The organism is Desulfosarcina sp. (assembly GCF_055467485.1).
In genome coordinates, this window is record NZ_JBUOIV010000039.1 from 12,682 (window position 1) to 38,051 (window position 25,370).

The following is a 25,370-nucleotide window of genomic DNA, read 5'->3' on the forward strand; positions in this document are numbered from 1 at the left end:
TGAAAAACCAATAGCATTGATCGCCTTTAATATCAATAAAATTAAAATAAGGTGTCATCTTATTAGACTGATATATCAGATGAGATTACTGATTTATCTTTACTGGCTTCGAAGCGACCGCCTCCCGGATTGATCCCTCCCCTTGCGGAGAGAAGGTATCTTCAAATGCATAAAGATCACTGCGCATATGGTAAATCACATAAGAGACGGGCCGGTCGCCGGCAATCAGCAATTGATGCATGCAAAACGCGGGAACACCGGGTGGCACCCCCAGTTCCACGGCGATGGACGTGTTCAGGCTGACGGCTTCCAGACGCTGCCATACCCGGGTGATGACCAGTCCAAACCGTCGGGCAAGCAGGTCATGAACGGATTGCACCGCCAGGTTTTCGTCCAGAATGCCGGCACAGCAATCGGCCCGCAGGTAGCGCACCTCATGGCAGGCCGCCCGTTCGTCGAAATGGTGAACACGCACGATGCCTACCGCTTTTTTACCGGGAAGTCGGGTGTCCAACTCCTGCGGGAGATTGACCATCCCCGAACGGACCAGCCGCGATCGAGTGCCCACATGAAAGATTCTGGCGTTTTCCGAAAACGGATGGATGTGAAAATAGGCCTGCGTGAAATCCCGCTTTTTCAGGAAGGTTCCCTTGCCCGGCACCCGCCGGGCGATACCGTCGCGCACCAGTTCATCCAGGGCTTTTCGGGCGGTCATGCGACTGACTTTGTGAAAGCGGGCCAGTTCGTTTTCCGACGGAAGGCGATCATGAAACCGGCACGCGGCAACCCCCTGGATCAAATGATCCTTGATCAATGCATATTTGGGAGCCGACGTTTTCATGACTGATGAGCTTTACGCATCGGATGGACGAGGAAACCCAGAGGCCGGAAAATCACTTCATTTCTTTGCACATTTGATCCCAATTGTCGAGGTGAAATCTGCTTGACTTTATTTTTACCCATGAATAATAAGGCTGTATGCTGTATATACAGGTGAAGGCGACTTTTACTGAAGGACCGGCTGTACGCAATCAAACGCAACGCATGCGTTGCGGAAAAGCTGTTTCCGAGATGATGTATTCCTCAATCGTGCTATTTTCCGACGGATTCGTAAAGCGTCCGGGCTCACGGCTTGCCATTACCGGGGAATGAGGCGTAACGTAGATATCGGCTTTTTTTACGAACCCGTCAGCTGTGATGGATAAAATGGTGGACCGCAACCCGCCGAACCCGTTCGGCGACCTGCTGGAGGTCAATCTGAGCAACGGCACCTGCAATCGCCGGCCGCTGTCCCATGCGGCCATTAGCCGGTTGTTGGGCGGCCGCGGATTCAATGTGGGTTACCTTTTCGAGCATCTGCCGAAGGGAGCCGACCCCATGGGGCCGGACAACATCCTTGTCGTTTCCTGCGGCCTGCTCACCGGTTCCCGGGCCCCCACGGCCTCACGGCTTCACCTCAACGCCCTGTCGCCCCTCACCGGGCTGATCGGAAGTTCCAACGTGGGCGGCTATGCCGGCGCCTGGCTGAGATCCACCGGTATCCTGAGCCTGGTGATCCGGGGACGATCGTCAACGCCGGTCTATCTATACATTTCCAAAAGCACGGTCGAAATCAGAGACGCCTCGTCCTATTGGGGGCTGGATGCCTTCGAGACCCAGGACCGCATCGCCGGTGATCTGGCCCAGCCTGACCTTCAAATCCTGTCCATCGGTACCGCCGGCGAGTCCGGGGCCCGCTTTGCCTGCATCGTCACCGGAAGAGACCATGCCGCAGGCCGGACCGGCCTCGGTACGGTTATGGGCACCAAGCATCTCAAGGCGGTGGCCATTGAAAAAGGGGCATGCAGGCCTTTCGACGATCGACGCACTCTCATCGGCAGTGCAGTGGGCCAATATGTCAAGCAGATCAAGGCCTCCCCGGATTACCAAACCTTTTCCCGCTTCGGCGGTGCCGGCTATATCAAGTGGGCCGACGACATGGGCGTCATGGGTACCCGCAATTACCGGCAAAACCGCTTCGAGATGGCAGAACGGCTGGATGGCCGGCAGCTGATCAAAGACAAAGTCCGCTCCAGCGGATGTTACCGCTGCCCGGTCCAATGCAAAGCCGATCTATCATTCAAAAACGGCCCCATGAGGGGCCAATCAGCCACCCGACCGGAATTCGAACCCATGATCAACCTGGGATCAAAGTGCGGACTGGGGGATTTGCAGGCGGTCGTCCATCTGGACAACTTGTGCACGCGCCTGGGAATGGATTCCACGTCGGCGGCAACGGCGATCGCTTTTGCCATGGACCTGTTCGAGCGCGGTATCCTCACCGGCGCAGACACAAACGGCATGGCCCTGGCATGGGGCGATGCCGCGGCCATGGAAGCGCTTATCCGGCAGATGGCGGCCGGCGACGGATTGGGCGGCATCCTGGCGCAGGGCGTCAAGCGGGCGGCAGCGACGATCGGCAAGGATTCGTGGAAATTCGCCGCCCATGTCAAAGGGCTGGAGTTGACCGCCTACCACCCTGCGAACATGTTGGGCAGTGCGCTGGGCTATGTCGTATCCAGCCGCGGCGGCGACTACAACAATGTGTATGCCTCCCTGGAGCATCGATGGCCGGCGCAAAAGGGTGCCGATGCATTCGGGTCCGCCGATTCGGTGAACCGGCGAAGACCGGCAGGCAAGGGCCGGCTGGTGCGCCGGGCTGTGCTGGTGAACATCATCGTGGACAGCCTGGGGCTGTGCAAGGTGCCCACCCTGTCGCTGCTGGGCACCTTCGACCTGGAAAATGAAGCGGTGCTGGCCTCGGCCATCACCGGGTTGTCCCTGTACGCCGATGACCTCTTTCATATCGGTGATCGGATCGCGGCCATGGAACGCCTGTTCAATCTCAAGCATGCCCCGGATATGGATGAAGACCGCCTCCCCGAGATGTTCTTTCTAAATGGAGACACGCTGCTGACGCAGGCGGTCATGACCCGGATGCTTCTCGACTTTTACGCAGCCATGGGTTGGGACGAAAAGGGGCGTCCGTTGAAGGAAACGCTGACCGCTCTGGGCATCGAGCCCGTTGCCCCCCCGTCCTGAACCACTTAAGCGGCGCCATCGCCGCCGCCAACCGAAAAGGAATACCGACCATGAACCTGGAACCCAATGCCTTTGCGCCCACGCTGACCTTTCTTTCTGAAACAGACAGGGAAAAAATATACCACGCCGCCCTTGAGGTGCTGGCGCACACCGGCATGCGCCTGCAGCACGACGGCGCTGCAAAATTGCTCAAGGACGCCGGATGCCGCCAGGATGCGGACGGCGTGATCACGATTCCCCCCGCACTGGTTGAAAAAGCGGTGGACAGCGCACCGGCCAACATCCCTATGTTCAACCGGGAAGGCGAGCATGTGATGGACCTGGGGGGGCGGCGGGCCTATTTCGGTACGGGCTCCGATCTCATGTACCACGTGGACGGCAAGACCCTGGAGCGGACGCATACCCGCCTGGAACACATCGTCCGGGCGGCCCGGGTGTGCGACGCCCTGACCAATATCGATTTTATCATGTCGTTTGCCCATCCCCACGACATCGATGCCAAGCGGTCCTACGTGGAAAGCTTTGCCGCCATGTCGGCCAACTCCATTAAACCCATCGTCAACACGGCGGACAGCCGCGACGACCTGGCGGCCATGTGGGAAATCTCCAAAATCCTCAGGGGCGGGGAACCCCAGCTGCGGGAAAAGCCATACTGGGTCCAGTATGACGAGCCCATCAGCCCGCTCAAACACCCCTTTAAAAGCATCGACAAGCTGATTTTTTGCGCGGAAACGGGCATGCCGGTGATCTACTCTCCGGCTCCCATCGCCGGCTCCACCGCGCCCATGACCGTCGCCGGCCACGTGGTCCAGGGCCTGGCCGAATGCTTTTTCGGTCTGGTCGTCCACCAGCTAACCGCGCCGGGTGCGCCCTTCCTGATGGGGATGGGTGCCGCCGTGCTGGACATGGCCACCAGCCAGTGCTCCTACAACGCCCCCGAATACCTCATGGCATACATGGGCATGGTGGAGATGAGCCATTACTTCGATATCCCCAATTGGGGCTATGCCGGCACCAGCGACGCCCAGATCCCCGACGGCCAGGCCACCTACGAAGCCGGCCTGCTGACCTACCTGTCCACCGCCGCCGGCTCGAACCTCAACCACGATGTGGGCTACCTGGATTTCGGCCTGACCGGCAGCCTGGAGATGATCGTGATCATGGATGAGGTGATCGACCAGATCCGCCGGATCCAGAAAGGCATAGTCGTCGACGACGATCAATTGGCCGTTGAGGTGATCGCGCAGGGGGGCCGGCAGGGACAGTTTCTCACCCAGCCTCACACGCTCAAACACCTGCGCAGCACGCAGTGGCGTCCACGGCTGATTTGCCGCAACAGCTATGAGCGCTGGTCGGCGGACGGCAGGACCAGCCTATTGGACCGCGCCCACGAGCGCTTGAACCAGATTCTGAAAACCCACACGTCCACACCGATGGATGAGAAGAAGGCCGCTGCCGTCAAGGCAGTGGTGGCCGGCTATAAATGAATGCCAACCCTGAACGGCAGAGCACCGCTGATTTGACACAACAACTAAAATTGATGAATGGAGGCACACGGTGATTCAGACCTCACGAACCCAAACCCGCAGCGTTGACATGCGTGTCCTGACCGATGACCAGGTCTGGGAAATCCGCCAGGCCGCTTTTGAAGTGATCGAAAAATCGGGGTTCAAATGCCTTCATCCAGGAGCCCGGCGGATGCTGGCCGGGGCCGGCGCCATTGTCAAGGACGAACGGGTGAAGATTCCCCGCTACCTCGTCGAAGGCTGCCTGGCGACCGTTCCCAAAGGGTGGACCATCTATGACCGGTGCGGCCGCAGGGCCATGGAGGTGGAGGGACGCAAAAGCCACTACAGCACCTCGACGGCCAGCCCCAACACCAAGGATGCCCTCACCGGTGAATACCACGAAACGCGTGTGGCGGATATCGCCATCGGTGCCCGGGTAGCCGACGCCCTGCCCCACATTGACTTTGTGATGCCCATGGGGTCGTCCCAGGATGTCGACGGCAACGTGGCCGACCTGTACGAGTTCGAAGCGGTGGTCACCAACACCAGCAAACCCATGGTCTTTATCGGCTACACCCCCTTGGGCTGCGAATATGTATTTGAAATGGCGGCGATTGTGGCCGGCGGGGCCGACCGGCTGAGAGAACGCCCCTTCGTGCTTCTCTACCCGGAGGCGATCTCGCCGTTTGTCTTTCCCCAGGAAGTGGTGGACCGCATCTTTATCGCGGCCGACCGGTACATGCCCCAGGTGCCCGGTGCCACCGCCCAGCCCGGTGCCACGTCACCCATGACCCTGGCCGGTACGGTCGTCCAGATTACCGCCGAATCCCTGATCCACATCACCCTGGCCCAGTTGCGCAACCCCGGCTGCCCGGTGTCCATGAGCGGCAACGTCGGCATCCTGGACATGGCCACCGCCCTGATGGCATTCGGTGCGCCCGAGGGTAGCCTGGGTTTGGCGGCCCAGGCCCAGGTGGCGCAGTCTTTCGGCCTGCCTACGTGGGGCCTGGCCGGCGCCACCGATGCCAAGCGCCTGGATGCCCAGGCCGGCATCGAGAGCACCTTCGCCATTTTCAGCCAGGCGCTGGCGGGGTTGAACCTGATCCACGACGTCGGCTACATGGCCAGCGGCATGGCCTGCTCCTGCGAACAGCTGGTCATGGGCAACGAAATCATCGGCATGACCAAGCGCTTCATCGAAGGCATCACCGTGAACGCGGACACCCTGGCCCGGGACGTCATCGACGCCGTGGGACCCGGCGGCAATTTCCTGGCCCAGCGGCACACGGTGGATCATCTGCGCAAGGAGCTGTGGCAGGCCAGATTGTTGAACCGGCAGCCCATCGCCACCTGGCAGGCGGCCGGCCAGCCGACCATGGAGGATCGTGTCCGCCAGGAGGTGCGCAAGATCGTGGACACCCACCAGCCCGAACCCCTGGACGGCAGGATTCTCGATGAGGTGCAGCGCTTGAAACGGGAAGGGGAGAAGGAGATCCTGGACCGCATGCACAAAGACTGAAATGCAGCGAACCATGACAAAAAAGGAGCGCGTTTAGCGAAAGCGGTATATGCGCCGGCGCATCGATTGACCGTCGGCCACATCGCTTCGCCTTCGCCAGGCTGATGGCCGTGCCGGGTGCGGCGTTGTGCGTGGCCTGCGCGTCACAGTGCGAGTGAGTGCCGGCCTTTTCCCGACGGTTCTATCCTGCCCCGGCAGCTTCCCACCCCACCATGGCTTTCTTTCTCGCCGCTCCCCAGCGGTATCGATGAATCGCGCCTGATTTGGCGATGACGCGGTGGCAGGGGATCAGGTAGGCGACCGGGTTGATGGCGATGGCGTTGGCCACTGCCCTGAAGGCCCTGGGCCGTCCGATATAGCCCGCCATGTCCTGGTAGGTGACAAAACTGCCTGCCGGCACCCTCAGCAGCGCCCGCCAGACGTTGACCTGAAAGTTGGTCCCTTTGAGCTGCAGGTGGAACGAACGCGCGCCATCCACCGGTTCCGGATTGAATAGGCGGCCGGCGATCAGGTCGGTGTCGCTGCGGCTTTCAACCCTCACCGCACCCGGCCAGGCCGCGTCAAGCTGCGCCAGGGCATCGGCCCGGTTGCTGCCGTCCACGAATCCCAGATGGCAGATTCCCCTGTCCGTTCGGGCAATCAGGCAGTCGCCGAACGGAGACGGGCTGAACCCGTAGCGGATTTTCAATCCTGCGCCCATCCGTTTGAATTCCCCCGGCGTCATCGCGTCGAAGGTGACGAACAGATCGTGCAGGCGGGCCGGCCCGGACAGGCCGGCGGCCAGCGCGGTATCGAGAAGGCTTTTCGATTCGGCCAACTTCCGTTTGGTGTAGTCCAGGGTCAGGTAGCCGAGGAACCGGATCGGGCTGATTCCCGCCCAGCGTTTGAACAGCCTGTCAAAATGAAATCGGCTGAGATTTACATGCGCGGCGATTTGATCCAGGGTCGGCCGGGACCTGAAGTTGGCCTCGATGAAGCGGATGGCCTTTTCGACGCGCCGGTAGTCTTCGGATTGCTGTGAATAGTCGATCGGGTCCATTTTAACCTCCATCCGCGTGGTGGGGCCATCCTACCGGAGCCAACGGTGGATAGCCACCCGAATCTTGCTCTCCATCCCAGCAATATTCGGGTCGCCAAGCGATGATGAAACGGGTATAAAGGCACAAAAAGCTATTCAACCATTCAACCCGGAATCATAATAAGCCCCACTAAAAATGAAATCTATGAGTACCACCGTCAATTCAGGCGATGCCCCGGTGCAGCAGGCGGATTCCACGGATGTGAACGCCGTCATGGGTCTTAGGGAATGGGGGCTGATCCTGATTCTGTCGGTTATCTGGGGAGGCTCCTTCTTCTTTGTGGGCGTTGCCGTAAGAGAGATGACGCCGCTGACCATTGTGCTGTGCCGCGTGGCTTTCGCATCGATGATTCTATTGGCCGTCGTAGGGTTGACCGGAAAGCGGATGCCCGTGTCCGCCGGCGTGTGGGGGGCGTTTTTCGTTCTGGGGGCGCTGAACAACCTGATTCCCTTCAGCCTGATCGTCTGGGGGCAGACCCATATCAGCAGCAGCCTGGCCTCGATTCTGAACGCCACCACACCGATTTTCAGTGTGCTCCTCGCCCACCTGATGACGCGCGAGGAGCGGCTTACGACCAACCGGATGACCGGGGTGCTGGTCGGCTGGGTCGGCGTGGCCGTGCTGATCGGCATCGAGTCCCTGGGCGGATTCGGCATCCAGGTGCTGGGCCAGCTGGCTGTCGTCGGCGCTTCCGTATCTTATGCATGCGCAGCCATTTACGGCCGCCGCTTCAAGGCCATGGATCCGGTGGTCGTTTCCGCCGGCATGCTGTGCGGATCGACGGTCATGATGCTGCCCATGGCGCTGATCGTCGAACAACCCTGGCACCTGGCGCCCGGCGCCGCCACCTGGGCGGCGCTGCTCGGACTTTCCGCGGTGAGCACCTCACTGGCCTACATCATCTATTTTCGGGTCCTGGCCGTTGCCGGAGCCACCAACATCCTGCTGGTCACCTTCCTGATTCCGGCCAGCGCCATCTTTTTAGGGGTCATGGTGCTGGGAGAACGGCCCGGATGGAATGCCTTCGGCGGAATGGCGCTGATCTTCATGGGATTGATCGCCATTGACGGCCGGTTGATCAAAGCGTTCCGGCGCCGGAACGGACGATAGGGACGCCGGGTTGGCGGATCCCTGCACCCGGACGCCCCCTATTTAGAAAGGCAATCCCATTGAAAACCATCAAAACCGTATGCCATCGCGACTGCCCGGACACCTGTTTCATGGACGTCGCTGTCGAGCGGGGGAAAATCCTCGTCGTTCGGGGAAGCACCGAAAACCCGGTAACCCGGGGGTCTCTGTCCGAGGGGCAACGGAGACCCGCAGCGGGTCTACAGCGATAATCGGGTGTGTGGTCCTCATGTGAAATCTAAAGCCGGCAGGCCGGCATCCTTTGCGCCTGTCACCTGGGACGTTGCCCTGGACTGGACACCGGATCGGGTCGAGAGGGTCAGCGGCGTTCATGATCGGACTCGGCCTCCAGAAGTCCATGCAGGGGGCGGAGGCAGCCAGGGCCGTGGCTTTGCTGCCGGTATTGCTGGGGATTCACCGGGGATTTCAGTACAGCAATTCACGAGGGCATGAGATTGACTGGCCGACGATCACCGGCCGGCGGCTGTCTGCTCATCGGAGCAAAGTGGTTGGCCAGGCCGGCATCGGCCGTCGGCTGGCGGCCGGTGAATTCAAGCTCGTTTATGTTTTCGGGTCGAATCCGGCCATGACCCTGCCCGACCAGTCTGCCGTTCGGTGCGGCCTTGATCGTGAGGATGTGTTCGTGGTCGTTCATGACACCCACTGTTCGGAAACCGCCGCCCGCGCCGACGTGGTTCTGCCTGCTCCCACCTTTTTGGAGAAGCGGGACGTCGCTGTTTCCGACCACCATCCCCACAGCCGCCTGTCTGAACGGGCCATTGCCCCGCTGGACGACAGCTGGCATGAAATCCGGGTGATGCGGCAACTGGCCGACCGACCGGTATCAAACGCCCTCGGGCAAAATCGAGTTTGCCGCCACGGCCTCGCATGGCGGGTCGACGCCGCTGCCGGTCCAGCAACCGCTGGCGCGTGCAGCATCCTGGCTGGTTCTGCTGAACAGCTCGGTGGCCAACTATACGCACAGCCAGTTCACGGACGTTTTCGGCCCCATCCCCCAGGTCGTCTGGGTCCACCCGGACGATGCCGCCGGTCGGTCTATCGAAGAATAAAGACGTGGTGGCGGTTTTCAATGAACTGGCGTTGGTCACCGTCCACGCGAAGGTGACCGACAGGGTTTTACCGGGATCCTTGTGGGCACCGCGCCCGTTGACCGGTTTGAACGGCATACCCTTGAATGCCCTGGTTCCCGGCGTTTCTCAAGACATTGGCGGCGGCCCCCATTGACCGGGCAGCCGTATCCTTATCCAGCAAACGTCGGCCTTGAGGCAGTAAGATCGAAACCAAGGCGAAAAGGAGGGGAACCAACCCTGCTGATGGGTCGCCAGAGCCATTCTTGCCGGTCTGGCACCGGGCGGCCGGCCGTTGCAGGAAAGCGCACCAGAAGCGAATACATGACGGGACTACTTAAGGATGTCAACAAACGATACCTGCCCGATCGTTGGACGATCGGGCAGGTATCGTTTTACTATCCTTTGCGGCGTTAATAGCCAGAAGCCATCTCAAGCGTGAGATGCATGTCAATACATGTCATCGCCCATGGGCGGCATCGCCGGCGCTTTTTTCTTTTCGGGCTTCTCGGCGATCATGGCTTCGGTGGTCAGCATGAGGCCGGCCACGGACACCGCGTTCTGCAGGGCGAAGCGCACCACCTTGGTCGGGTCGAGGACGCCGGATGCCAGCAGGTTCTCGTACTGTTCGGTGGCGGCGTTGAAGCCGTAGTCGTCCTTTCCTTCCAGGACCTTGTTGATTACCACGGAGCCTTCCAGGCCGGCGTTGCAGACAAGCTGGCGCAGGGGTTCCTGAAGGGCGCGCTTTAAAATGGCAATGCCGTTTTTCTCTTCGCCCTTGGCCTGGACCTTCTCGAGGGCGGCCATGCAGCGGATCAGGGCCACGCCGCCGCCGGGGACAACCCCCTCCTCAACGGCCGCGCGGGTGGCGTTCAGCGCGTCTTCCAGGCGGGCCTTTTTCTCCTTCATCTCGGTTTCCGTGGCCGCACCGATGCTAACGACGGCCACGCCGCCGATCAGTTTGGCAAGCCGCTCCTGGAGCTTCTCGCGGTCGTAGTCGGAGGTGGTCTCTTCGATCTGGGCTCGGATCTGGCGCACCCGGCCCTCGATGGCAGACTTGGCGCCGGTGCCGTCGACGATCGTGGTGTTGTCCTTGTCGATTTTCACGGTGCGGCATTTGCCCAGGTCGTTGACGGTGATGTTTTCCAGCTTGATGCCCAGGTCTTCCGAGATCACCTGGCCGCCGGTCAGGATGGCGATATCCTCGAGCATGGCCTTGCGGCGATCACCGAAACCGGGTGCCTTGACGCCGGCCACCTTCAGGGTGCCGCGCAGTTTGTTGACGATCAGCGCCGCCAGGGCTTCACCGTCCACATCCTCGGCGATGATCAGCAGGGGTTTGCCCGAACGGGCCACCGACTCCAGCAGGGGAATCATGTCCTTCATGTTGGATATTTTCTTCTCATTGAGCAGGATGAAGGGCTCCTCCAGTTCGACAACCATCTTCTCGGCATTGGTGACGAAATAGGGGGAGATATACCCCCGGTCGAATTGCATGCCTTCGACGATGTCCAGGGAGGTCTCCATGCCCTTGGCCTCTTCAACGGTAATGACGCCCTCTTTGCCGACCTTCTCCATGGCTTCGGAGATCAGCTTGCCCACGGTTTCGTCGTTATTGGCGGAAATGGCGCCCACCTGTTCGATCTCCTTGCGGTCTTTGGTGGGCTTGGACAGTTTTTTCAGGGCATCGATCACCGCGACCGCGCCCAGGTCAATGCCGCGCTTGATGGACATGGGGTCGACGCCGGCGGCCACCAGTTTCTGACCTTCGGCATAGATGGCCTGGGCCAGCACCGTCGCGGTGGTGGTCCCGTCGCCGGCCGCATCGCTGGTCTTGCTGGCCACTTCCTTGACCATCTGCGCGCCCATGTTTTCGAACTTGTCCGTCAGCTCGATCTCCTTGGCTACGGTCACACCGTCTTTGGTGACCAGAGGCGAGCCGAAGGATTTATTCAGCACCACGTTGTTTCCCTTGGGGCCAAGCGTCACCTTGACCGCATTGGCCAGCGTGTTGACGCCTTTGAGCATCGATGCGCGGGCGCTCGAACCATAGATAATTTTTTTTGCAGCCATCTGTTTTTCCTCCCCGAATTATTCAATTACACCCAGTATGTCGTCTTCTCGCATGAACAGGTGCTCGACACCATCGATCTTGATTTCGGTCCCCGCGTATTTGGAGAAGAGTACCCGGTCGCCCTTTTTCAACTCCATGGGCATCCGCTTGCCTTTTTCATCCAGTTTGCCGGGACCGGCGGCGACCACCTTGCCCTCCATGGGTTTTTCTTTGGCGGTGTCCGGAATGATGATGCCGCCGGCGGTTTTCTTCTCTTCTTCGACGCGAACTACGAGCACTCTGTCATTCAGTGGTTTGACCTTCATTTTTTTCTCCTTGTTGCTGACTTTTTCTCATTTTCATTCTAACTGGCGGGAGCGTCGGTCCATCACTCCGGCAACCCTGCCAACGGTGATTGAGCCAACACTCACCGGTCAATTGGTAGTGGATACAATCTGGGCGCCGCCTGTGAAAGATATCGCAAATTTAAAGCGAAAAAGGGCGTTGTCAAGCGTTGTCAGAATAATTTTATTAAATATGATAACAGATAGTTGACAGATATTGCGTTCGGTCGGTACCATGGAGTCGGATGGCGGGTCGAAAGGGTGCCGGAATCATGCCTGGTGGCCTTGACAAAATGCCCGCCTGAATACAGGGCGGGCATTTTTCCGCGCTTCCCGTAATGCCCACGAATGGCGGGCGAGGGGCGTCCTTCAACTGGTTATCGAGTCTAGCGGATCGTTACCGGCTAATGAATGTCGATGCTGTTGGTACTCTTATCGTAAGAACCCGTATAGAGAATCAGGTCCGGCAGGTCGTCCAGGGATGTCCAGTTCTTGACCGCGATCCCTCTTTGTAACGCCGTTTCGGGATTGTAGATCCTGAATTCACTGGCGCTGCGTCGATCACCCATTGGCCGGCTCACATATTTGAGCGACCACACCAGATCCGGATCCAACTTCATGGCCGTGACCATTTTTCGACCGACCGGTTCTGGAAGCTCCTTTGGTTTGGCAAGTTTGGGCCCATTTACGCCAGTGGTTGAGTCGGGTGATTCCTTCTTCCAGAATTTCCAGTTCATCGATTGGTTTCCTTTCTTGCTTTTCGGACTGAGATGATGACGCCTCGGCCCCCCTACGCCAAAAATGGAAAGGGTGCGTGGCACAGATGACCCTATCAATTAGCATGCCAAATCATATCTATTTGAATTGTAATGAAATACGGTTGGGTCCGGTTCTTGCTGAACCGGGGCAATTCTGATGGCGGCCCATCGACCAACGGAAATTTCCCGTCAAAAGGCGCCGAAGGATGGTTAAATTAGGATTGATATGAATGAGTTGCCGGTACGGGAACAGGGAGTTCCGGTTTTGATGTCCGATCGGACATCATAGTTCTCCACAGGTGGGGCGAAGGAAACTATTTGAAGACACCCTTGTCCAGTTTGTACTTGTGCATCAGTTTGTTCAATTGACGGGTGCCTATGCCGGCCTCCGATGCCGACGCATTGATCTTTCCCATGTTTCGGGCGAGGATCTCTTTGAGGTATCGCCGCTCGATCTCTGCAAGCCCCTTCTGCCTGACCGCTGCCAGGGTGTCGCTGGTGTCGATGGCAATTTCGGTCAGCGGTTCGGCATGATCGAACAGTTCGGAGGGAAAACTTTCCGGCGTCAGTTCGGCGGTCGTTTCGAGGATGTAGGCACGCTCCAGCAGGTTCTCGAGCTCACGGATGTTGCCAGGCCAGTCATATCGCAGCAGAGCCTGCATCACCGAAGGGTGAACCCCCTGGATGTGCTTGCTATTGAACTGATTGAATTTGTTTAGAAATGCATGCACAAACACCGGGATGTCTTCCTTGCGTTCACTCAATAGCGGAATGGTTATGGGAAACACGTTGAGGCGGTAATAGAGGTCTTTCCTGAACAGATCTTCGTCGCACATCTGTTTCAGGTCGGCATTGGATGCCGCGATCACGCGTACATTGGCTGCCAGCGTCTGTTCGCCGCCAACGCGCTGATAGATACTTTCCTGCAGGACGGTCAACAGCTTGACCTGTGCCGACTTGGAAATGGTACCGATCTCATCCAGAAAAATCGTGCCGCCTGAGGCCACTTCGAACTTGCCCAGCTTTCGTCGGTGAGCGCCGGTAAAGGATCCCTTTTCATGGCCGAACAGTTCGCTCTCGATCAGCGTCTCCGGTATGGCACCGCAGTGAACGCTGATAAACGGACCATTCTTTCGGTTGCTGTGACGGTGGATGAGCTTGGCGGTGAAGCTTTTTCCCGTTCCGGTCTCGCCCAGCAAAAGCACGGTGGTCTTCGTCGGGCCTACGGACATGACATTGTCATACACCTTTTTCATCCGGGGACTGTGCGTGTGGACAATATCGAGAGAATCATCCTTCCATATCCGGTCCCGCAGGTAGGCCAGTTCGGACTGCCGGCGCCGCTCACTTGACATTTCATCGATAACCAGGCGCACTTCATCCGCATCGATGGGTGTCGTGATGTAGTTGCTGGCCCCGTTTTTCATGTACCTCACGGCATCGCGGACATCGTCGTTGCCGGCAATCACGATAATGGCCATCAGCGGCCGTATATCCTTCAGGTGCTGGATCGTGGTCTTCGAATCCGTCGAACCGTCCAGGGTGTCATGCAGGGCTTCCATCAGGGAGAGTTCGATGAAAAGGCAATCGCAGGTGACGGCTTTGATCGTCTCCAGGATTTGATCCGATGAATCCGCGACATGGATGTGGTCGTCGGGAGATACTATTCTGCGGATGGCAGTGTTCGTGTGCGGGTCCTGCGATGCAATGAGGATGGTATCCATGAGGCTGCGCCAGGGGCGTCACCAGGTCAAGTGCCTGGTCAGGGTTAGTGTTGACGGGATCATCATCGATGGCGCTCTACTGCAATGCCATATTTTCGGATTTCCCATAAAAAACGGTTAAACACAAGCCCAATCTGGATACCATGATTCCCTTTTCGGGCGGATGGACAAGCCGGTTCGAGTGGTGGCCCGGCCGCTGCCGGTCTGATGAATGGTTGGGGTGGCGCCGGTCGGTTGGTCAGGGCCATGGTGGCTTGGCGCCTGAGAATGGCTGCGGATGGCAGGTCGGGGAAATGCCGGGCCCAAGGCAACGGCGACAATCGTCAATCCTATCGACAACGCTGCGGCCAACGAGGGATTTCAATGACTGAAATTGCGGTTAGTACCCGATCGCCTTTTCAAACGCCTCCCGGCGGCTTTTGCATTGAACGCAGTAACTGGTGACCGGTCTGGCAATCAGCCGCTCGATGGCAATCGGTTCTTCACAGTCTTCACAGATACCGTAGGTGCCGTCCTCGATGGCTTGAAGGCTTTCCCTGATTTTTTTGATCAGCCGGCTCTCCCGGCTGCGAATCCGGAACACATTGTTCTGGGAAAGCTCCTGGGTCGCACGGTCCAACGGGTCCGATTCGCTGTCGGAGGTGGCCTCCATCAACTCCCAAACGGTCTCCCCGGCCTTTTCGAAGAGAAGATTCAATTCCGTTTCCAGCAGCTGACGAAAATAGTCGAGATCCTTTTTTTCCATGGAGACTCCCTGTAATTGGCTACTCGCTGATCGAAGCGCTTTCCAAGAGTTGAAATTTTTTAATATTGATCGCCCGATGCATCTTCTTGCCGCTGGTAACCATCCCTTGGGCCCGGATCGGTTTTTGAAGCAGATCGAGAAATCGTCCGCTGTTCTCGATGATGTATTCTTCATCATCCGTGGCTGAAAGAGATACAGCGGAAACCCGGTCGCTCTCATCCCACGCGTAAGGGGTGACGATACCGACAAGCGTCTGCATGGATGCGGTAACTTTTTTGCTCATGATCGCTCCTGCTTCTTCTAACTTAAGGACCCGGCCGTATCCGTGGCCGGGTCCTCAGTTCTCTTATTCGGCGAGAATCTCGAACGCGGTGATCGTAATGATTTTCACATCCTGATCCTGCTGCAGTGTGCCCACCACCTTCGCCTTCTCACCGATGTGGTTTTCGACGAGATCGTTGCCTTTCTCGGTCTCGGCGATCTCGTAAACCTGGCCATTGCTGTCAACAATCTGGTAGCTGTCGTTGATCTCGCCCTGGATGGTCACCGGCTCCGATGCCATGGCGGTCATCGGGACCGACGCCATCAACACCAATGCGACCAGCACCGTCATGAACTTCATTTTACCTCGCTTCATTGCTTTTCTCCTTTGTTGGCTGGAAAGGACAACGTGTCTCTGAATATATCCGCCGGGCGCCGTCGACAGCCCGGTGATTCCGGTTGAGCAATGATTGGGCCATTATCATATCTATCAGATATTGTTTGAATAATCGCAAATTCTAGTATAAAATCAGAACTGTTAGATCCGATCAGTACCCGTCCGCCAGCCGCGCCGGAATTCTAAAATACAGTACGCATTTTGCCAACATATTGTTATCTTGATTATAATTAGCAGTGATAGGTGGGTTCTGGTTTTTAAAAAACCGGAACCATTTGTTCCACCCGGACAGATCCTGGCCGTCCATGAAGGCGAGGGTATGCGGGCGTGGCCGGTGCAGACATGATCCGCAAAACCAAAAAAGCCCGACACGCCATGCGGCCGCCGTCGCTTTCCGGCCGTCGGAAACCGGGCCTTTCCAAAACGGGGACATCGAACATGACGAATGGAAACAGCAATCTCAACCAGCCGTTCGGGTTGATGGACGGTGCTTCCGGTGCGTTTCAGCAGATCCACCAGGAGGTGAACCGTCAGCGGGAAATCACCGCCGATCACTCCCGCCCATTGGCTGAGCGTCTTGAAGCTTACGAGGACATCATCGATTCCGAAGTGGGCGATACGGCCTTTATCCGTGCCCGCAACATCGAACGGGAAACCGGTTTGCGCCAGATTTTCCTGAAGTTCGAAGGCGGCAATCCCACCGGGACCCAGAAGGACCGCGTCGCCTTTTTCCAGGCCATGGATGCCATGCGGCGCCGGTTCGACACCATCACGGTGGCCACCTGCGGAAATTTCGGTGTGGCGCAGGCACTGGCGGCCTCCCTGGCCGGCATCCGCTGTGTCATCTATATCCCGGGCAATTACCACACCCGGCGCATAGGGGAGATCGAGTCGCTGGGGGCAGAGATCGTCCGTGTGCCGGGCGATTATGAAGGGGCCGTCAAAGCCTCCAGCGAGCAGGCGGACAAAGAGGAATGGTACGATGCCAACCCGGGCGGCAGCAACACCACCATGCAGTTGGTCGCCTACGGCGGCATCTCCTATGAAATTTACGACGAGTTGGGCGATGCGCCGGCGGCGGTCGCCCTGCCCGTGTCCAACGGGACGACCTTTGCCGGGGTGTGCAAGGGATTCGCCAGCCTGAACCGGCGGGGCAAGACATCGCGCATGCCAAGGATGGTGGCCGGCTCCTCCTTCCGTAAAAACCCCATCGTCCACGCCGCCTTGAAGAACAAACCCACCTGCGAAGACCTGGTCCCCGAAAAGATACGGGAGACCCGGGTGAACGAACCGCTGATCAACTGGCACGCCATTGACGGCAACCTGGCGCTCAAGGCCATTCGGGAAACCAACGGATGGGCCGGTGATGCCTCGGACAAGAACATGCGGTTGTATTCCCGCCTGATCCGCGAGCGGGAGGGGCTGGACGTGCTCCCCGCCTCCACGGCCGGACTGATCGCCCTGATCGAAAACCACAAAATCAACCCTTTGCCCAACGACCGCTATGTGGTCGTCCTGACGGGGAGAAAATCATGAAAGTCGACGGCAATGCCATTGTCTATTGTGAAGGTGCGTTCAATACCCTGAACGGTAAGACGGCCCACGGACTGGTTCGCTTCTGCCTCCGGTATAAGATCGCTGCCGTGGTGGATTCCCGGCATGCGGGCCGGGATGCCGGGGAGGTGCTCGACGGCAAAGCCGTCGGCATCCCGGTGGTTGACTCCATCGAAGCGGCCGTTCAGACCGCCGAAGATGCAGGAATCCCGGCCACCCACCTGGTGATCGGCATCGCCCCCGACGGCGGGCGGCTGGGAAAAAGCGCCCTCCATGATGTGATCGGGGCCATCGAGATGAATCTCAATGTGGACTGCGGATTGCATGATTTTCTGTCCGAGGATGAGGAAATAACCCGGCAGGCGGACATGCGCGGCGTGGCTATCCGGGATATCCGCAAACCGCCGCCCAGGGACCGGCTGCACTTCTTCTCCGGCAAGATCGAGGACGTGGCCGCGCTGAAGATCGCCGTGCTGGGAACCGACTCGGCCGTGGGCAAGCGGACCACCGCCTGGCTGATGGTGCAGGCTTTCGAACGACTGGGCTATCGGACCCAGATGATCGGCACCGGCCAGACCGCCTGGATGCAGGGTGCCCGGTACAGCATCATCATGGATTCGCTGGTGAACGATTTCGTGTCCGGAGAGATTGAACACGCCGTGTGGCAGGCCTGGAACGAGCAGCACCCCGACGTGATCGTCATCGAGGGGCAGGGCAGCCTGATGAATCCGGCCTACCCGGGCGGCTTCGAAATCCTAGCGGCCGGCCGGCCGGACCTGGTGGTCCTGCAGCACGCCCCGGCCAGAAAAGAATACGACGGCTTCCCCGGCTATCCGATCCAGCCCCTGTCGCGGCAGATCCAGGCTATCGAGACCCTGTCGGAAAAGCCCGTGGTCGCCGTTACCGTCAATCACGAGAACCTTTCCGTCGACCAGATCCCCTTCGTTTGCGACGCCATCGAGAAGGTGGTGGGGTTGCCGGCATTCGATGTGCTCCGGGATCAAGGGGACGGCCTGGTGGCTGTGCTGGTTCCCCATTTGAAGAAACGATGACGCACGAACGCGATTGGAAGGCATCCTGAAAAAGGACAGTGGGCAAGAAAGGCGGCGCCGATGCCGGAGTCATCCCCCCCCATGGTAGACAGCAATGACGATCCCCTGAGCATCCTGGCGGTGTTCGACCGGTTGGAGGTGGGGCCGGTGAAGCTTGAGCGAAGGCGCCTTGTGGCGCCGTACCGGCTGTTTTACGGCGACCAGGCCGAGCAGACCGAACTGATCTATACGTACGAAGAGGATGTGTTCGATCCCGGCAGACCCGAATCGCGGAACCTGGCCGACATGATCGCCGCCCAGGTGGCCCTCAATTACGGTCTGTTCTGCCGCGCCATCGTCTTCAACGGCCTGTTCGACAAAACCGACCGCCAGTTTCTCAGAGAGATGGCGGAAAACACCGCCCGGGAAATTTTCGTCAAGAAGTTTTTAGCGCCCAACCCCTTTCTGGTGGGAGAGGCGGCCCGACTGCCGGCAGTCAAGCCCAAGGCTTATCTGCGGGCGCAGCTGACATTCCCCGTCACGGTTCGAACCGATCATCTGCCCCACTGGAAAACCGATTCGAGCCGCCACTGCGTTCTCTCCAGCGGCGGCAAGGACAGCCTGCTCAGTTTCGGCCTGCTGGACGAAATGGGCCGGGAGGTGCACCCCATTTTCGTCAACGAATCGGGCCGGCACTGGTACACGGCCTTAAACGCCTACCGCCACTTCAGGGACAACATCCCCAACACCGCGCGGGTCTGGGTCAATGCCGACCGGCTGTACCCCTGGATGCTTCGCCGGATGCCCTTCATCAGGAAAGATTTCGCCGGCGTGCGGTCGGACGAGTACCCCATCCGCCTGTGGACGGTGGCGGTATTTCTCTTCGGTGTCCTGCCGCTGCTGCGCAAACGGGGCATCGGGCGCCTGATCATCGGGGACGAGTTCGACACCTCGCGGCGCGTCACCACCCAGGGCATCCGCCATTATGACGGCCTGTACGACCAGAGCATCTGGTTCGATACCGCCCTGTCGCGGTATTTCATGCGCAAGGGCTGGGCGGTCAGCCAGTTCTCCATGTTGCGCCCCCTGTCCGAACTCCTCATCGAAAAGATGCTGGTCAAGCGGTACGCCCACATTCAGGAGCACCAGACCTCCTGTCACGCCACCCACAAGGCGGGCGACCGGATCAAACCCTGCGGCAAGTGCGAAAAATGCCGGCGCATCGTGGGCATGCTCACGGCGCTGGAGGAGGATCCGTCCCGCTGCGGCTACAGCGACAATCAGATCGCCGTCTGCCTGGACGCCCTGTTTGAAAAAGGGGTCTACACCCAGGCATCGGCCGAAGCGGGCCAGCTGTTTTTCATGCTGGCCCAGCTCGACCATCTGCGCGTGCCGGACAGCGTTGCCCGGTCCGCCAAACCCCACCCCGAAATCATGATGCTGCGGTTCGACCCAGACGTGTCGCCCATCGACGGGATCCCTCAGGACTTGCGGGTGGACCTGTACCGCATCTACATGGAACATGCCGACGGGGCGGTGCAGCGTCAGGGGACCGCCTGGCAGCCGGTGGATCCCTTTGCCCACCCGGATCTGCGGGCCCCTTTTGCGCCCGAATCCGGGGCATTGCAGGCCGAGGAGACCGGCGACGCCGACAGGCGGCCGACTACCTATTTCTGGGGTGAGCTCTGCTGGCCGGATGCCGCCCATCGCCTCGACGTCGTGGACACCGCCCTGCTGCCGGTGGGGGCCATCGAACAGCACGGACCCCACCTGCCCCTGGACACGGACGCCTTTGACGCCGAGTACCTGGCCAGGCGCGTCGCCGAGGGCTGCCGCGACCCCAAGCCGCTGGTGCTGCCGCTGATCGCCTACGGCGTCTCCTACCACCACGAAGCCTTCAAGGGCACGATCAGCATCAACAACGACACCCTGGCCAACCTGGTCTACGACGTCGGCATCAGCGTGGCCAAAAACGGCATCAGGAAGCTGGTGATCATCAACGGGCACGGCGGCAATGCCCCGTCGTTGAACTTTGCCGCCCAGCGCATCAATCAGGATGCGCGGATCTTCGTCTGCGTGGACACCGGGGAAACCAGCGACGTGGATGTGGACAGCCTCATCGAAACCCCCAACGATGTCCATGCCGGCGAGATCGAAACCAGCACCAGCCTGGCCATCCGGCCCCATCTGGTGCGCATGGACCGGTTGCAGATGGAGGTGCCGGCCTTCACCAGCCGGTATCTCGATTTCACCTCCAAGCGGAGTGTCTCCTGGTACGCCCACACCCACAAGATATCCTCCAGCGGCGTCATGGGCGATCCCACCAAAGCCAGTGTGGAAAAAGGGGAGAAGATGTGGGAGCTCATCATCGCCCACCTGGTCATTTTCGTGGATCAGCTGAAAACCATGACGCTAAAGGAAATATACCAGCGCAAGTATTGACTATGAAAACAACGCACATCGAAGCATGGCCGGTCACCATGAAGCTGACCGAGCCTTACACTATCGCGTACGAGACTATCAGCTCGACTACCAATGTCTTCCTGCGTGTGGAGACCTCGGCGGGCATCGTCGGGTACGGCTGTGCGGCGCCGGACCTGGAAGTGACCGGCGAGACGCCGGCAGGCGTCATGGACGCCTGCAGCAAGGTGATCCTGCCGGCCTTCAAGGGGTCGGATCCGTTGCGGCTCGTGATGCTCATGGAGCGTATCCGGCCGCACCTGAAGGATCAACCGGCGGCTCTGGCCATGGCGGACATGGCCCTTTGGGACATTCTCGGCAAAGCGGCCGGACTGCCGTTGTGCAACCTTCTCGGTGGGTACCGCAGCCGCATGCGCACCAGCATCACCATCGGGATTCTGCCCGTCGAGGCAACCGTCGCCAGGGCCGTCGACTATGCCCGGCAGGGGTTTCTGGCCCTGAAAATCAAGGGGGGGGCGGACGTGGCGGTCGATATCGAGCGTCTGGTCAAAATTCGTGAGGCCGTGGGAAAGAAGATCGAGCTGCGCTTCGATGCCAACCAGGGCTATTCGGAGGCCGACGTCCTGCGTTTCGTGGCGGCGGTGCGGCCGGTTGGTTTGGAACTCATCGAGCAGCCCACCCCCCGGGCGCAGGACCGGCTGCTGGGGCGGGTTACCCGACAGATCCCGCTGCCCGTCATGGCCGATGAAAGCCTGATGAGCCTGAAGGACGCCTTCCGGCTGGCCAGGCGAGGCTTGGTGGACATGATCAACATCAAGCTGATGAAGGTGGGGGGCATCGACGAGGCCTTGAAGATCAACGCCGTCTCCCACGCCGCCGACCTGGAGGTGATGGTCGGGTGCATGGACGAGTCGGCACTGGGCATTGCCGCCGGCCTTCACTTTGCCCTGGCGCGCCCCAATGTGAAATACGCCGACCTGGACGGTCATCTGGACCTGACCGGCGACCCTGCATGCGGGGCGGTGCGGCTGCGCAACGGCACCCTGCACCCCACCGGCCGGCCCGGGCTCGGCTTCGACCCGGAGCATTGACCGGCACACGATAAAACAATCTCAATGCAGGCATGCGTCGACCCCCGCCGGTCGGTTCAGTGATTTGGCCATCCATTCATACTTTGCCGAAATCAAATCGAAAAATTCCTTTTGGGAGAGTTCTTTCAGGTACAGGTCAGACAGGTACCACCGCTTGGTGTATCTGCCGACCGACCTGAAGATTTCGCAGTTTTTGGCCACCATCAGGTCGAAGGCCTTCTTTTTCATCCCCAGGACGCCGGGTGCCATGTCGAACCGCGTGAATCCATGCTTTTGATTGCTGTATTCATCCCGTGCGTGAGCAGGACGTAGAATCCGTTTTTCGAAAACGAGGCCCTCCTGTTCGGAAAGCAGCTGCGTCGTTCGGGCCACGAGGACATCGACCAGCATCCGGACCCGCCTGGCCCGCCGGGACCGCGGCAGGCAGTAGAGGGGCAGGTCCGGCGTCTCCCGGATGAACCGGTCGCAGTCTTCGAAGATCTGTCGGGCCCGCCAGTCTTTGATGCGCCTGGCTTTACCGGTCTGGTACGTCCACATGCTTCTGCCCAGATAGCTTTTGGCGCTTTTTCGGGCGTACCTGCACAGAAAGGTCAACTCCTCTTCAACCTCCAGATAGAGGGAGTAGCCGGCCTTTCCTCCGCAGACCTCTTCCTTTAACTTCTCGATTTCCCGTTTTCGACCCCGGGCCAGGGTTTTTTCGGTCCGGTGTTTAAGGGCCATCGCCCGGTTGAAAATGTCCCGGGAGACGCTTTTCAGCAAGCCGGTTTCGTAACGTTCGACGGACTGGTTCAATATGGCGGTGGGGTGCAATCCCAATGAATCCCGAAGAAAGTGCAGAACCGGCCTGATCCGGCGGTAAGGGACCCGGCCGCCGGGGGGCAGCGCGTCCAGTTCAGCGAGCCATTGGTCGAGCTGCCCCCCGGCGACGCCAGCGTCCGCAAACTTTTTGCGCATGATGCGTTCCAGCCTGGGCGGCACCGTCCGGACCTGTCCGCTGAAGATCCTGAGGTCGGGTTTCTTGGGGGGTGCACCTTCCTCGAAATCACGACTGAGATCCGATCGGGTGAGGCCGTCATTGAGAAACAGCCACAAGTCGACCATGGCTCTGAACGCCGTGCCATCCACTTTCTTTGGTTTCCGGGGAGGCGGGGCCTGGCCGAAAAGAAGCCGGTAATGCCGGTCCGATATGGATTTCACGCGTCCATGAAGGATGTTGTAGACCTGCATGTAGGGCAGTCCGGTGCGTCTGGCCAGCACCGGAACGGACAGGGGGGAATGGATCTCGCCGAGGTGCTTCAGATCATGGCCGGTCAATTCAATGCGGGGTTTTTTCACCCGTTTTATGTCGCTGTGGGTCGTCATTTGAACCCTATGATCAGCAGCAGTCGTTCGCCGGACGGTAGCAGGCGTCCTGGAGGCGGCCATCCGTGTCCATGATATAGCAGCAGCAAAGATTGGCACGACCGTCTTGATCGGTCCCAGGCATGCTGCAGGTGTGCGGGGTGTCACCGGTGTCGTCCATGGAGGCCTTTTCCTCATACCCGGATTCGAACGGATGTTCCGTCGGCCGGGTGGAGCGCCCTTCAGACGCACACGACCACCGCTTCATCGGCCTTGTCCCTGCACACCTGTCCGAATCGCATTAATCAGGCCGCCAGCCATCACCACGCGCAGCTGTCTGCCGCTGAGGCGGTGAACCAGGGTGTAGGTCTCGCTGCGGGTGGTGTTGACCAGGCGCAATTGCCGGCCCGCCGGCAGCGCCGTCCGCAATTTGCCCAGCTGCAGCACATCACCCGGATGGATAGCTGCCCAGTCCTTCGGGTTTTCGAACGTCAGGGGCAGGATGCCGAAATTGACCAGGTTCTGGGCATGGATGCGGGCAAAGCTCTTGGCCACCACCGTGCGCAGCCCTAAGAACCGCGGTGCCAGGGCGGCATGTTCGCGGCTCGACCCCTGACCGTAATTGTTGCCACCCACCACGAAGGAGCCGCCGTTGTCCCGGCAGGCCATGGCCCGATCGTGGTACGTGTCGTCGATGCGGCTGAAGGCGAAGCGGCTGATTTCGGGGATGTTGCTGCGCAGGGGCAGCACGGCGGCGCCGGCCGGCATGATTTCGTCGGTGGAGATATCGTCCCCCATCTTGAGGAGCACGGGACCTTCAAGGCGGTCAGGAAGGGCGTCGAACACCGGCAGCGGCTTGATGTTGGGCCCTTTTTCCAGTTCACAATCCTCATCGCCCGACTCCGGCGGCACCAGCAGGGCCGTGTTGATCTTCAGCGCCGTCGCCGGTGCAAAGCGCGGACAGGCCATGTCCAGGGTCCGCGGGTCGGTGATGACGCCGGTGAGGGCCGATGCCGCGGCAGTCTCCGGACTGCACAGGTAAACCTGGTCTTCCACGGTGCCGGAGCGGCCCGGGAAGTTTCGCGGCACGGTCCGCAGGCTGATCTTCCCGGTGGCCGGGGCCTGACCCATGCCGATGCAGCCGTTGCAGCCGGCCTGGTGGAACCGCGCACCGGTCTGGATCAGATGTTCCATCAGACCGGTTTCGATCATGTTTTCGATGAGCTGGCGAGAGGTGGGATTCACATCGAAGGAGATATGGTCCGGCACCTGTCTGCCGGCGACCATCAGGGCCGGCACGGCAAAGTCGCGCAGTCCCGGATTGGCCGACGAGCCGATGTAGGCCTGGTAGATGGGGCGCCCGGCCACCTCGCGCACCGGCACCACGTTCCCCGGACTGCTGGGCAGGGCGATCAGCGGTTCCAGGCCGGACAGATCGATTTCGTCGGTCTCGTCGTATCCGGCATCCGCATCGGCGGTCAGCGCCCGCCAGGCGTCCGCGCGGCCCTGCTCGGCGAGAAATTGCCGCACGGCGTCGTCGGAGGGGAAGACCGTGCTGGTGGCGCCCAGTTCGGTGCCCATGTTGGCAATGACGTGCCGATCCATGGCCGTCAGGTCGGCCAGTCCCGGCCCGAAATATTCGATGATCCTGCCCCGGCCGCCGTCCACGCCATGGCGGCGCAGCATCTCCAGGATCACATCCTTGGCGCTGACCCAGTCCGGCAGCCGGCCGGTCAGGTGGACCCCCATCACTTTGGGCATGGTGACGTAAATGGGCCCCCCGGCCATGGCCGTGGCCACCTCCAGGCCGCCGGCACCGAACGCCAGCATGCCCAGCCCACCGGCCGCGGGGGTGTGGCTGTCCGAACCGACCAGGGTTTTGCCCGGCACGCCGAATCGCTGCATGTGCACCGGGTGGCTCACGCCGTTGCCCGGCCGGCTGTACCACACGCCGAATTTCCGGCAGGCGCTGCGCAGGAAAAGATGATCGTCAGCATTGCGGTAGTCGGTCTGCAGCAGGTTGTGGTCGACGTACTGGGCGGACAATTCGGTGCGCACGCGCCCGACGTTCATGGATTCGAATTCCAGCATGACCATCGTTCCCGTGGCGTCCTGGGCCAGGGTCTGGTCCATGCGCAGGCCGATCTCCTCACCGACGGCCGGTTCGCCGTCGATCAGATGGGCATCGATCAGTTTCCGGGTGACATTTTTCCCCATGGTCATTTCTTCCTCCGGTGACGCCGGGCA

The 25,370-nt window shown here is 59.9% G+C and carries 22 protein-coding genes; 10 read left to right on the forward strand and 12 right to left on the reverse strand.

Annotated elements, in window-relative coordinates; genetic code table 11:
- Positions 1-85: 85 nt before the first annotated feature.
- Positions 86-841, reverse strand: a complete 756-nt coding sequence (locus ACZCED_RS17075) for a GntR family transcriptional regulator (protein ID WP_462967789.1) — start codon at positions 839-841, stop codon at positions 86-88.
- 356 nt (positions 842-1,197) lie between these two features.
- On the opposite strand from ACZCED_RS17075, the gene ACZCED_RS17080 reads away from it, so the two are divergent.
- From ACZCED_RS17080 to ACZCED_RS17090, 3 genes are all read left to right on the forward strand, one after another.
- The gene (locus tag ACZCED_RS17080) at positions 1,198-3,081 is read left to right on the forward strand and encodes an aldehyde ferredoxin oxidoreductase family protein (protein ID WP_464861276.1); all 1,884 of its coding nucleotides are present in this window, start codon (positions 1,198-1,200) and stop codon (positions 3,079-3,081) included.
- Between the two features lie 50 nt (positions 3,082-3,131).
- On the forward strand, positions 3,132-4,568 hold the full coding sequence (locus tag ACZCED_RS17085) for a trimethylamine methyltransferase family protein (protein WP_464861277.1): 1,437 nt from the start codon (positions 3,132-3,134) through the stop codon (positions 4,566-4,568).
- A 70-nt stretch (positions 4,569-4,638) separates the two neighbouring features.
- Complete coding sequence (locus ACZCED_RS17090) at positions 4,639-6,108, forward strand: trimethylamine methyltransferase family protein (RefSeq protein WP_462967792.1); 1,470 nt, start codon at positions 4,639-4,641, stop codon at positions 6,106-6,108.
- A gap of 181 nt (positions 6,109-6,289) precedes the next feature.
- Here the strand turns inward: ACZCED_RS17090 and ACZCED_RS17095 are convergent, their stop codons facing one another.
- Positions 6,290-7,147 (reverse strand): methylated-DNA--[protein]-cysteine S-methyltransferase, encoded by an 858-nt coding sequence (locus tag ACZCED_RS17095; protein ID WP_462967793.1) that lies wholly within the window; start codon positions 7,145-7,147, stop codon positions 6,290-6,292.
- Positions 7,148-7,331: 184 nt separating this feature from the next.
- On the opposite strand from ACZCED_RS17095, the gene ACZCED_RS17100 reads away from it, so the two are divergent.
- The 3 genes from ACZCED_RS17100 to ACZCED_RS17110 all read left to right on the forward strand — a co-directional run bounded on the left by ACZCED_RS17100 (position 7,332) and on the right by ACZCED_RS17110 (position 9,441).
- On the forward strand, positions 7,332-8,297 hold the full coding sequence (locus ACZCED_RS17100; protein WP_462967794.1) for a DMT family transporter: 966 nt from the start codon (positions 7,332-7,334) through the stop codon (positions 8,295-8,297).
- A 59-nt stretch (positions 8,298-8,356) separates the two neighbouring features.
- Positions 8,357-8,527 carry a hypothetical protein gene (locus tag ACZCED_RS17105; RefSeq protein ID WP_464861278.1) on the forward strand — a complete coding sequence of 57 codons (171 nt, stop codon included), beginning with the start codon at positions 8,357-8,359 and terminating at the stop codon, positions 8,525-8,527.
- A 119-nt stretch (positions 8,528-8,646) separates the two neighbouring features.
- Positions 8,647-9,441 carry a molybdopterin-dependent oxidoreductase gene (locus ACZCED_RS17110; RefSeq protein WP_464861279.1) on the forward strand — a complete coding sequence of 265 codons (795 nt, stop codon included), beginning with the start codon at positions 8,647-8,649 and terminating at the stop codon, positions 9,439-9,441.
- A gap of 412 nt (positions 9,442-9,853) precedes the next feature.
- Here the strand turns inward: ACZCED_RS17110 and groL are convergent, their stop codons facing one another.
- The 7 genes from groL to ACZCED_RS17145 all read right to left on the reverse strand — a co-directional run bounded on the left by groL (position 9,854) and on the right by ACZCED_RS17145 (position 15,664).
- Positions 9,854-11,476, reverse strand: coding sequence for a chaperonin GroEL (groL, locus tag ACZCED_RS17115; protein ID WP_464861280.1), 1,623 nt, complete (start codon positions 11,474-11,476; stop codon positions 9,854-9,856).
- 18 nt (positions 11,477-11,494) lie between these two features.
- Entirely contained in the window at positions 11,495-11,782 is a 288-nt protein-coding gene (gene groES / locus ACZCED_RS17120) for a co-chaperone GroES (RefSeq protein WP_462968945.1), read from the reverse strand.
- A 422-nt stretch (positions 11,783-12,204) separates the two neighbouring features.
- The gene (locus tag ACZCED_RS17125; protein ID WP_462968946.1) at positions 12,205-12,537 is read right to left on the reverse strand and encodes a hypothetical protein; all 333 of its coding nucleotides are present in this window, start codon (positions 12,535-12,537) and stop codon (positions 12,205-12,207) included.
- A 335-nt stretch (positions 12,538-12,872) separates the two neighbouring features.
- Positions 12,873-14,282: a sigma-54-dependent transcriptional regulator gene (locus tag ACZCED_RS17130; protein ID WP_464861281.1), complete on the reverse strand. Its 1,410-nt coding sequence runs from the start codon at positions 14,280-14,282 to the stop codon at positions 12,873-12,875.
- 379 nt (positions 14,283-14,661) lie between these two features.
- Complete coding sequence (dksA, locus tag ACZCED_RS17135) at positions 14,662-15,027, reverse strand: RNA polymerase-binding protein DksA (protein WP_462968948.1); 366 nt, start codon at positions 15,025-15,027, stop codon at positions 14,662-14,664.
- 19 nt (positions 15,028-15,046) lie between these two features.
- Positions 15,047-15,310, reverse strand: coding sequence for a hypothetical protein (locus tag ACZCED_RS17140; RefSeq protein ID WP_462968949.1), 264 nt, complete (start codon positions 15,308-15,310; stop codon positions 15,047-15,049).
- Positions 15,311-15,373: 63 nt separating this feature from the next.
- Positions 15,374-15,664 carry a hypothetical protein gene (locus ACZCED_RS17145; RefSeq protein WP_462968950.1) on the reverse strand — a complete coding sequence of 97 codons (291 nt, stop codon included), beginning with the start codon at positions 15,662-15,664 and terminating at the stop codon, positions 15,374-15,376.
- 459 nt (positions 15,665-16,123) lie between these two features.
- Between ACZCED_RS17145 and ACZCED_RS17150 the strand changes: the two genes are divergently transcribed.
- The 4 genes from ACZCED_RS17150 to ACZCED_RS17165 are packed head-to-tail and all read left to right on the forward strand — an operon-like array spanning position 16,124 to position 21,782.
- Complete coding sequence (locus tag ACZCED_RS17150; RefSeq protein ID WP_462968951.1) at positions 16,124-17,221, forward strand: pyridoxal-phosphate dependent enzyme; 1,098 nt, start codon at positions 16,124-16,126, stop codon at positions 17,219-17,221.
- A complete protein-coding gene (locus ACZCED_RS17155; protein WP_462968952.1) occupies positions 17,218-18,291 on the forward strand; it encodes a DUF1611 domain-containing protein in 1,074 nt (357 codons plus the stop codon). Before ACZCED_RS17150 ends, ACZCED_RS17155 begins: the two co-directional genes overlap by 4 nt.
- Positions 18,292-18,351: 60 nt before the next feature.
- Entirely contained in the window at positions 18,352-20,712 is a 2,361-nt protein-coding gene (locus tag ACZCED_RS17160) for a creatininase family protein (protein ID WP_462968953.1), read from the forward strand.
- 2 nt (positions 20,713-20,714) lie between these two features.
- Positions 20,715-21,782 (forward strand): mandelate racemase/muconate lactonizing enzyme family protein, encoded by a 1,068-nt coding sequence (locus tag ACZCED_RS17165; RefSeq protein ID WP_464861282.1) that lies wholly within the window; start codon positions 20,715-20,717, stop codon positions 21,780-21,782.
- A gap of 21 nt (positions 21,783-21,803) precedes the next feature.
- On the opposite strand, the gene ACZCED_RS17170 is transcribed toward ACZCED_RS17165, so the two are convergent.
- Genes ACZCED_RS17170 through ACZCED_RS17180 form a run of 3 tightly spaced genes read right to left on the reverse strand, consistent with a single transcriptional unit; the run spans position 21,804 to position 25,346 of the window.
- Positions 21,804-23,144: a hypothetical protein gene (locus ACZCED_RS17170; RefSeq protein WP_464861283.1), complete on the reverse strand. Its 1,341-nt coding sequence runs from the start codon at positions 23,142-23,144 to the stop codon at positions 21,804-21,806.
- A 13-nt stretch (positions 23,145-23,157) separates the two neighbouring features.
- Positions 23,158-23,391, reverse strand: coding sequence for a hypothetical protein (locus ACZCED_RS17175; RefSeq protein ID WP_462968956.1), 234 nt, complete (start codon positions 23,389-23,391; stop codon positions 23,158-23,160).
- Positions 23,388-25,346: an aconitate hydratase gene (locus ACZCED_RS17180; protein ID WP_464861284.1), complete on the reverse strand. Its 1,959-nt coding sequence runs from the start codon at positions 25,344-25,346 to the stop codon at positions 23,388-23,390. Before ACZCED_RS17180 ends, ACZCED_RS17175 begins: the two co-directional genes overlap by 4 nt.
- Positions 25,347-25,370 lie beyond the last annotated feature (24 nt).